General features: G+C 75.2%; 6 protein-coding genes and 1 pseudogene. 6 read left to right on the forward strand and 1 reads right to left on the reverse strand.

Going from position 1 to position 6,000, the window contains the following annotated elements; translation table 11 throughout:
* Nucleotides 1-93 precede the first annotated feature (93 nt).
* The 4 genes and pseudogenes from ACI790_RS09130 to tsaD form a co-directional block, all read left to right on the forward strand.
* Nucleotides 94-306, forward strand: a pseudogene (locus tag ACI790_RS09130) (GNAT family N-acetyltransferase); the annotation flags it as partial.
* A 6-nt stretch (nucleotides 307-312) separates the two neighbouring features.
* Nucleotides 313-948 carry a tRNA (adenosine(37)-N6)-threonylcarbamoyltransferase complex dimerization subunit type 1 TsaB gene (tsaB, locus tag ACI790_RS09135; protein ID WP_456569463.1) on the forward strand — a complete coding sequence of 212 codons (636 nt, stop codon included), beginning with the start codon at nucleotides 313-315 and terminating at the stop codon, nucleotides 946-948.
* Nucleotides 945-1,397: a ribosomal protein S18-alanine N-acetyltransferase gene (rimI, locus tag ACI790_RS09140; protein ID WP_456569464.1), complete on the forward strand. Its 453-nt coding sequence runs from the start codon at nucleotides 945-947 to the stop codon at nucleotides 1,395-1,397. The genes tsaB and rimI overlap by 4 nt, the downstream gene beginning before the upstream one ends.
* Complete coding sequence (gene tsaD / locus ACI790_RS09145) at nucleotides 1,390-2,427, forward strand: tRNA (adenosine(37)-N6)-threonylcarbamoyltransferase complex transferase subunit TsaD (RefSeq protein WP_456569465.1); 1,038 nt, start codon at nucleotides 1,390-1,392, stop codon at nucleotides 2,425-2,427. The genes rimI and tsaD overlap by 8 nt, the downstream gene beginning before the upstream one ends.
* Here the strand turns inward: tsaD and ACI790_RS09150 are convergent.
* Nucleotides 2,417-3,652, reverse strand: coding sequence for a THUMP-like domain-containing protein (locus ACI790_RS09150; protein WP_456569466.1), 1,236 nt, complete (start codon nucleotides 3,650-3,652; stop codon nucleotides 2,417-2,419). The genes tsaD and ACI790_RS09150 overlap by 11 nt on opposite strands.
* A gap of 196 nt (nucleotides 3,653-3,848) precedes the next feature.
* Here ACI790_RS09150 and groES point away from each other — a divergent pair, with 196 nt between their 5' ends.
* Both groES and groL read left to right on the forward strand, forming a co-directional pair.
* On the forward strand, nucleotides 3,849-4,157 hold the full coding sequence (groES, locus tag ACI790_RS09155; RefSeq protein ID WP_014377938.1) for a co-chaperone GroES: 309 nt from the start codon (nucleotides 3,849-3,851) through the stop codon (nucleotides 4,155-4,157).
* Between the two features lie 128 nt (nucleotides 4,158-4,285).
* Entirely contained in the window at nucleotides 4,286-5,929 is a 1,644-nt protein-coding gene (groL, locus tag ACI790_RS09160) for a chaperonin GroEL (protein ID WP_456569467.1), read from the forward strand.
* Nucleotides 5,930-6,000 lie beyond the last annotated feature (71 nt).

A 6,000-nucleotide genomic window follows, 5' to 3' on the forward strand; every position in this document is an offset into this window, starting at 1 on the left:
TCCAGCTGAGCACCGCCGCGCTGCGCGCGCTGGCCGACGGCGACCTGGCCGCGGCCCAGGCGGCGGCGCCGGTGCCGCTGAGCCCACCGGCGGCAGGGGTACGCGCGGGCCGCGCTGCGGGCGCTGCTGGCCTGGGCGGCCGACGAGCCGGCGGTCACGACCGTGCGCGCGGCGGTCGCGCCGGCGAACGCCGCCTCCCGGGATCTCGTGCTCGGCGAGGGCTTCGTCGCCGTCGGCGAGCAGATCGACGAGGAGGACGGCCCGGAGATCGTCTACGAGGTGGCGGCCGGCACTCGCCTACGCTGACCGGTCGTGCTGGTCCTCGCGCTCGACACCGCCACCCCGACGCTCGTCGCCGGGCTGGCCCGCTGGTCGGCCGACGGCGGTGCCACGGTGCTCGCCGAGCGGGCCGTGCCCTCGGGCACGAAGCACGCCGAGCTGCTCACGCCCGCGATCCAGGGGGTGCTCGCCGACGCCGGCCTCGTGCTGGGCGACGTCGAGGCCGTGGTCACCGGCCTGGGGCCCGGGCCGTTCACCGGGCTGCGGGTCGGCGTCGTCACCGCCGCCGCGCTCGCCGACGCCCGCGGGCTCCCGGTGGCCGGGGTGTGCTCGCTGGACGCCGTCGGCTCCGGTGCCCGCACCGTGGTCACCGACGCCCGGCGCAAGGAGGTCTACTGGGCCGCCTACGACGCCGACGGGGCGCGCACCGAGGGGCCGGCGGTCGTCCGGCCCGAGGAGCTCGGCCGGCCCGGGCCGTTCGTGGGCGACCCGGCGTTCGCCGAGCGGCTGGGAGCGCCGGTCGACCGGGCCGAGGTGACGACGGCGGGGCTGCTGCGCGCCGCCGGTCCCCAGCTGGCCGACCCGTCGTCGGCCCTCCCGCTGGCGCCGCTGTACCTCCGCCGCCCCGACGCCGTGCCGCCGACGTCGATCAAGCCGGTGACGCAGTGACCCGGCTCCGGCCGATGCGGCTGGCCGACCTGCCGGCGGTGATGGAGCTCGAGGAGGAGCTCTTCGCACCCGACACCTGGACGGCGGCGATGTACCGCGAGGAGCTCGGGCAGACCGACACCCGGCACTACCTCGTGGCCGACGACGACGGCGCCGTCGTGGGCTACGCGGGCTTGATCGCCTACGACGACGAGGCGCACGTGGCGACGATCGGCGTCACCGGCGCCCGGCAGGGCGAGGGCCTCGGCGCCCTGCTGCTCGATGCGCTGCTGGCCGAGGCCGACCGGCGGCGCAGCCCCGTGGTCCTGCTGGAGGTGCGGGCGGACAACGAGGTCGCCCAGGGGCTCTACCGGCGGCGGGGGTTCGCCGAGATCGGCCGGCGCCCGAAGTACTACCAACCGAGCGGGACGGATGCGGTCGTGATGAAGCGGGAGGCCGGTCGTGGCTGACGAACCGATCGTGCTGGGGTTCGAGACCTCGTGCGACGAGACCGGGGTGGGCATCGTCCGCGGCCACACGCTCCTGGCCGACGCCCTGGCCACGTCCATGGCCGAGCACGAGCGCTTCGGCGGGGTCGTCCCGGAGATCGCCTCCCGGGCGCACCTGGAGGCGATGGTGCCGACGGTGCACCGCGCCCTGGCCGACGCCGGCATCCGCGCCTCCGACGTCGACGCGGTGGCCGTGACCAGCGGCCCCGGGCTGACCGGCGCGCTGCTGGTGGGGGTCGCCGCGGCCAAGGCGTACGCGCTGGCGCTGGACAAGCCGCTGTACGGGGTCAACCACCTCGCCGCGCACGTCGCCGTCGACGAGTTGCAGCACGGCCCGCTGGCCGAGCCCTCGATCGCGATGCTCGTCTCGGGCGGGCACAGCTCGCTGCTGCTCGTGCCCGACCTGGCGCAGGAGGTGCAGTCGCTCGGCCGCACGATCGACGACGCCGCGGGGGAGGCGTTCGACAAGGTCGCCCGCGTGCTCGGCCTGCCGTTCCCCGGCGGCCCGCCGATCGACCGGGCGGCCCGCGACGGCGACCCGTCGGCGATCGCGTTCCCGCGGGGCCTCACCGGTTCCCGCGACCCGGCCTACGACTTCTCGTTCTCCGGGCTGAAGACCGCCGTCGCCCGGTGGGTGGAGGCCCGGCAGCGCGCCGGGGAGCCGGTGCCGCTGGCCGACGTCGCCGCGTCCTTCCAGGAGGCGGTCGCCGACGTGCTCACCGCCAAGGCCGTGCGCGCCTGCCGAGACCACGGCGTCGACCACCTGGTGCTCGGCGGGGGAGTGGCGGCCAACTCGCGGCTGCGCGCGCTGGCCGAGGAGCGGTGCGCCGCGGCCGGCATCGTGCTGCGGGTGCCGAGCCCGAAGCTGTGCACCGACAACGGCGCGATGGTCGCGGCGCTCGGCTCGCGCCTGGTCGCCGCCGGCGTCGCGCCGTCGGCCCCCGACCTCGGTGCCGACAGCTCGCTGCCGATCGACGTCGTCAGCCGCTGAGGTCGCACACCAGTGCGGTCGGGTGCCCGGCGACGCGGGTGACGACGACGGTCGCGGTGCCGGCGGCGTCGGTGCGCAGCTGACGGGCGAGCGCCTCCGGCTCGATGGGTGAGCCGCGCTTCTTGACCACGACCCGGCCGACGCCGCGCGTCCGCAGCAGCGCCCGGAGCTTCTTGAGGTTGAACGGCAGCACCTCGTCCACCCGGTGGGAGCTGACCCAGGGGGAGTCGGCGGGGGCGTCGGAGCTCAGGTAGGCGATCGTCGGGTCGACCAGGGTCGCGCCGAGGTCGGCGGCCACCAGGGAGACCAGGCCGGAGCGGATGACCGCCGGGTCCGGCTCGTGCAGCCACCCGCGGACCGGGCCGGGCGTCGCGGGACCGGGGTCGGCGTCCACGGTCAGCTCGGAGACGACGCCGTCGCGCACCAGCGCCGCCCGCCGCCAGGTCGCCGACACCGCCGGACCCCAGAGCAGCGCCTCGACGATCGAGCCGCCGACCGACACCCACTCCGCCTCGATGCCGGCCGGCACCCGGTCGTGGTCCAGGCCGGGGGCCACCTTCACCACCGAGGTCGGGACCTTCCCGAGCAGCGCGGTGACCGTCGACCACGGCGGCGACCAGCGGTCGGGGTCGAGCTGCCGCCGTCCACCGGCCCGCCGGGCGGGGTCGAGGACGGCGGCGCCGCAGCCGGCCACCTCGCCCCCGCGCGCCGCCGCGACCAGTTCGACGGCGTCCCCGGCGACCACCCACACGTCGTCGGCGACGCCGAGCGCCTCGACGTTGGCGGCGGTCAGCTCGCGGGCGACCGGGTCGACGTCGACGGCCAGCACCCGGGCGCCGGCGCGGGCCAGCGCGATCGTGTCGGTGCCGGCAGCGCACCCGAGGTCGGCGACGGAGTCGGCGCCCCCGGCCAGCAGGCGGGCCGCGCGCCGGGCGGCCAGTTCGGGGCGGCCGGCCTGCTCCAGGGTGTCGGCGGTGAACAGCAGCCGGTCGGCGTCGGCTCCGAAGGTCGACCGCGCCTTCTGCCGCTGGCGCGCGATGCCCCACGCCGGTCCGGCCAGGTCCGTGCCGACCTCGGCGCGCAGTCGGGTCAGCGCGGCGACCGCGTCGGTACCGGCGTCGAGCAGCGCTCCCGCCCGGGTCAGGGCCGCCGCGCCCTCGGCGGTCGCCAGGGCGCGCAGCTGGCGCACCGTCTCGGCGGCCTGCTCCTCGGTGTCCGGGTCCACCGGCACAGCGTGGCGTACGGGCCGGTCCGGCCGGACGTCACCCACCCTGGGGACCGGGTTGAGCGGCTGGCACTCTCCTGGGTAGAGTGCCAACCGACACGGGCTGGCGCCCGACCCCCGCGACGGCGGGTGCCCGGTTCCCGTGCCACAGCATCGAACATTCCTGCCGTCCTATCCCGAAGGGGGCGTCACCGACGTGACGACCGCTACCAAGGTCAGCATCAAGCCGCTGGAGGACCGCGTCGTGGTCCAGGCCAACGAGGCCGAGACCACCACCGCCTCCGGTCTGGTCATCCCGGACACCGCCAAGGAGAAGCCCCAGGAGGGCACCGTTGTCGCCGTGGGCCCCGGCCGCATCGACGACAACGGCAACCGCGTCCCGCTCGACGTGAACGTCGGCGACGTGGTCATCTACTCGAAGTACGGCGGCACCGAGGTCAAGTACGCCGGCGAGGAGTACCTCGTGCTCTCCGCCCGCGACCTGCTCGCCGTCGTGGAGAAGTGACCTCTCCTCAGCACTGAGCCCCAGGGCTCACCCGACCGCCCCGGCGACCCGACCACCGGGTCCCGGGGCGGTTCCCGTTGGGCCTCGCCCGCCCAGCCCACCCCTGCTCCACTGATCGAGAGGTCCGCATGGCCAAGATCATCAAGTTCAACGAGGACGCCCGTCGCGCCCTGGAGCGCGGCGTCGACAAGCTCGCCGACGCGGTGCGCGTGACGATCGGCCCGCGCGGCCGCAACGTCGTCATCGACAAGAAGTTCGGCGCCCCCACGATCACCAACGACGGCGTCACCATCGCCCGCGAGATCGAGCTCGAGGACCCGTTCGAGAACCTCGGCGCGCAGCTGGCGAAGAACGTCGCCACCAAGACCAACGACGTCGCCGGTGACGGCACCACCACCGCGACGGTGCTGGCCCAGGCGCTGGTGCACGAGGGCATGCGCAACGTCGCCGCCGGCGCGAACCCGATGGCGCTGGGCCGCGGCATGCGCGCCGCCGTCGACGCCGTGCACGCCGCGCTCGACACCGCCGCCATCCCCGTGGAGAAGCGCGAGGCCATCGCCGGCGTCGCCACCATCTCCGCCCAGGACGCCGAGGTCGGCGAGCTGATCGGCGAGGCGATGGAGCGCGTCGGCAAGGACGGCGTCATCACCGTCGAGGAGAGCAACACCCTGAACACCGAGCTCGACGTCACCGAGGGCGTCCAGTTCGACAAGGGCTACCTCTCGCCGTACTTCGTCACCGACCCGGAGGCGATGGAGGCCGTCCTCGACGACGCCCTCGTCCTGCTGGTCAGCGGCAAGATCGGCGCGCTCGCCGACCTGCTGCCGCTGCTGGAGAAGGTGCTCTCGACCGGCGGCCGCCCGCTGCTGATCGTCGCCGAGGACGTCGAGGGCGAGGCGCTGTCCACCCTCGTCGTCAACTCCATCCGCAAGACCATCAAGGTCGTCGCGGTCAAGTCGCCGTACTTCGGCGACCGGCGCACGGCGTTCATGACCGACCTCGCCGTCGTCACCGGCGGTCAGGTGGTCAGCGAGGCCGTCGGCCTCAAGCTCGACCAGGTCGGCCTCGAGGTGCTCGGCACCGCCCGCCGGGTCACCGTCACCAAGGACGCCACCACGATCGTCGACGGCGGCGGCACCTCCGAGGGCATCGGCGAGCGGGTCGCGCAGATCCGCCGCGAGATCGACGCCACCGACTCCGACTGGGACCGCGAGAAGCTGCAGGAGCGGCTGGCCAAGCTGGCCGGCGGCATCGGCATCATCCGGGTCGGCGCGGCCACCGAGGTGGAGCTCAAGGAGCGCAAGCACCGCATCGAGGACGCCATCGCCGCCACCCGCGCGGCGGTCGAGGAGGGCGTCATCCCCGGCGGTGGCTCCGCGCTCGTGCACGCCGCGGCCGCGATCGACGGGCTCGACCTCTCCGGTGACGAGCTGACCGGTGCCCGCGCCGTCCGGACCGCGCTGGACGCCCCGGCGGTGCAGATCGCCGAGAACGCCGGCTTCGAGGGCCGCGTCGTCGTCAGCAGGATCCGCGAGGCCGGCCAGGGGCAGGGCTTCAACGCCGCCACCGGCGAGTACGGCGACCTGGCCGGGCAGGGCGTCATCGACCCGGTCAAGGTCACCAAGGCCGCCCTGGGCAACGCCGTCTCGATCGCCGCGATGGTGCTCACCACCGACTCCGCGGTCGTCGAGGCCCCCGAGGAGGAGGACGAGCACGCTGGCGGGCACCACACCCACGGCCACTCGCACGGCGGCCACGGCCACAGCCACTGATCCCCTCGGCGACGATCAGGTGACCTGATCGTGGCGCGTCCTCCCGCACCGTGTGCCGTGCGGGAGGACGC

Source organism: Blastococcus sp. SYSU DS0539, assembly GCF_054050855.1.

Excerpts from the sequence above, each read along its gene's own strand:
- groL (WP_456569467.1), top strand. The coding sequence starts at position 4,286 with ATGGCCAAGATCATCAAGTTCAACGAGGACGCCCGTCGCGCCCTGGAG.